This is a genomic window from Sphaerospermopsis reniformis, assembly GCF_005402885.1.
GTDB classification, from domain to species: domain Bacteria; phylum Cyanobacteriota; class Cyanobacteriia; order Cyanobacteriales; family Nostocaceae; genus Sphaerospermopsis; species Sphaerospermopsis kisseleviana.
Map to the genome: position 1 here is coordinate 1 of NZ_BJCE01000416.1, position 2,558 is coordinate 2,558.

The 2,558-nt window shown below is 38.6% G+C and carries 3 protein-coding genes; 2 read left to right on the forward strand and 1 reads right to left on the reverse strand.

Annotated features, from left to right (window positions below; translation table 11 throughout):
* The first annotated feature begins 597 nt into the window (after positions 1–597).
* Together FFR48_RS27135 and FFR48_RS27140 are read left to right on the forward strand one after the other, a co-directional pair.
* Positions 598–1,539, forward strand: a complete 942-nt coding sequence (locus tag FFR48_RS27135) for a ParM/StbA family protein (protein WP_137669498.1) — start codon at positions 598–600, stop codon at positions 1,537–1,539.
* 83 nt (positions 1,540–1,622) lie between these two features.
* On the forward strand, positions 1,623–1,910 hold the full coding sequence (locus FFR48_RS27140; protein WP_137669499.1) for a hypothetical protein: 288 nt from the start codon (positions 1,623–1,625) through the stop codon (positions 1,908–1,910).
* A 6-nt stretch (positions 1,911–1,916) separates the two neighbouring features.
* Here the strand turns inward: FFR48_RS27140 and FFR48_RS27145 are convergent, their stop codons facing one another.
* On the reverse strand, positions 1,917–2,483 hold the full coding sequence (locus FFR48_RS27145) for a Uma2 family endonuclease (RefSeq protein WP_371851492.1): 567 nt from the start codon (positions 2,481–2,483) through the stop codon (positions 1,917–1,919).
* Positions 2,484–2,558: the final 75 nt, after the last annotated feature.

Below are 2,558 nucleotides of genomic sequence, written 5' to 3' on the forward strand. Positions count from 1 at the left end.
CCCTAGCGCGTTTTGGGTACATATGTATATAATTGGTAATATTTTTCATCTTTGGTAGAACCACGGTATATTTTCCATTTACCGTTCTACCATTTTTCCGTTATATATTTCGGACAGGTCTAATAATCAACGAATTGCACTTCCATAATTTATGTGATTGGGTGGTAGAGTCCATCTTTGCTGTGACTTGAAGAAGATTTTGGACAGGTTGTCCAACTTTACGTTTCAAAAATGGATGTCCAACTTCTCCTTCTAAAAACGTCCAAAAAATAGGCTTCTGCTGTTTTAGCTAAAATTCAGTTAGGGTATATATAGGTGTTTTATAGGGGCTAGGTATACCCCAACGAGAAATTTGAGAATTATGACTATTCCCTTTAGCCCTTAAATATCACCTACATAGGGTATAGATAGGTAACACTTAGGGTATCTTGTGCTGAATAAAATCAATTTGGGGTATATGTAGGGGTTACTTAATGGATAAATATACCCTAAGAAGAAATTAGAAAATAATTGAACATTTAGCACCTATATAGGGTATATATAGGTGATGCTTAGGGTATTTTTGTGCCACCCTTTTTTGTATCCCACTTGACCCCCATGTCCAACATTCACGCCTTGCAAAAAATTTTTCCAGCAGGATTCGATAATGGTTACGGTAGTCTGAAACTTTTCGTCGATGGATTTGAAGTTGTTCGTATCCCCAGTTATATTTCCACAGCCGAGATGGAAGATGTACCAGGAAGAATTGTCTTAGATGGTGCAGCTTACACCGTGGGAGAATCTGCTTTTCGTACAGGTTATCATTTTGACCGCAACACAGACCACAACGAAAACAAAATTAAAAATGCACTATTGATGTTATTTGGTGGATTAGCACATCTGCCACATCGTAAAGCTTGGCATTTAAAATTAGTCGTCAGCTTACATGACATAGGACTAGCAGAAGATTTAAAACAAGCACTTAATGGAGAATATCAACCAATACTTGCGGGCAAAAAATCAGATGTCACCCTAGAAATAATCAAAATTGTCCCAGAGGGAATGGGTGCATTGTTTGGGCATCAACTTCCACCCAAGCTCACCGTCCTAGATTTTGGTAATGGAACCACACTTTATTCTCGTTACAACCAGGGAAAGCGAGAAGTTCACACTCCCTACCCCGCAGGTGTAGAAGTTCTCATCGAAGACATTGCCGAAAAAATGAAACGTCTCAACGGGGGGAAAATCGGCAACACCTCCCAGATTCGATTTTGTTTGGAACAGGGACATACCAGATACAGTCGTGACATTGATATTAAAGATATCTACACCAGTTGTTTGAAAGATTGGTATGAAAAATTCTTAAAGAAACCCGTAAGCCTGACACTAGATGCCAAGCACCAGGGGGATGAAATTTGGGCAATTGGTGGTGGCTGTTTGTTACCTGGATTTAAGAAGCTATTGGAGAAGAACGGGTTTAAAATTCTGGATAATCCTGTAGAAGCTAATGCCTGTGGATTGCTAGAGATGGCAAAAGCCATGATGAACAAGAATCTGTAGTCCTCCTGATCGCCTCTGGCTTGAGCTTCAGGGGTAATAATGCACGAATTTTGAATCAACCAATTTGAATAGGAACGAAGCCAATGACACCGGAAAAAGTTCGGATTAAAGATAGCTACCGAGAACGTATATTTGCCGAATCACAGCAACTAGATAAAAGTTATTTAGAGACGCTTTACTTTATCATTGATTGTTATTTTGCTTTCAAAAAGGGTGCATTCCCCATGCAACAAGTAATTACAAATATTCCAGCAGTAAACCCGATTGCTACAAACACAAGTCAACAAGATCAGCCCCCTTCAATTCCATCAACACCAGAAAATCCCAAAGATGCTGATGGCGAAACATTTACCCTTGATTTTGATTTGTAACTGTTATCAAACTAATTCATCAAAAACAATATCCTCATAAACCGACTCAATGGGAAAACTTAAATCAATACTTTGTAGCTCGATATTATCCCCCAACTGATAATTAAAAATCTCCCAATTACCGCGATCATTTTTGCGGTATAAATCAATCGCTATTTTTTCAGCATCAACCAAAACATAATCTTGCAAACTAGGATTGCGACGATACAATCTAAATTTATCCCCTCGGTCATAACTGGCTGTACTGGGAGATAAAACCTTGACATTGAGCGAAGCCGAAATGTCAACAATTAAACAGGGATATTGAATTGCTTGGATTGCAGTGCGATCGCGCTCGTCGCAAGTAACGCTCACATCAGGATAAACATAATCCTTCGTTTCCAAAATATTTACACGACAATCGGAATTACCAACCTGACAACCACTACCCCGTAAATGACCTTTAACAATGAAAATAATATTACTAGCAATTCGGCCATGATTTTGAGTTCCTCCACTCATAGCGTAAACTTCACCATTAAACCTGTCCGAAATATATAACGGAAAAATGGTAGAACGGTAAATGGAAAATATACCGTGGTTCTACCAAAGATGAAAAATATTACCAATTATATACATATGTACCCAAAACGCGCTAGGGGTATACTG

Excerpts from the sequence above, each read along its gene's own strand:
- FFR48_RS27135 (WP_137669498.1), top strand. The coding sequence starts at position 598 with ATGTCCAACATTCACGCCTTGCAAAAAATTTTTCCAGCAGGATTCGAT.
- FFR48_RS27140 (WP_137669499.1), top strand. The coding sequence starts at position 1,623 with ATGACACCGGAAAAAGTTCGGATTAAAGATAGCTACCGAGAACGTATA.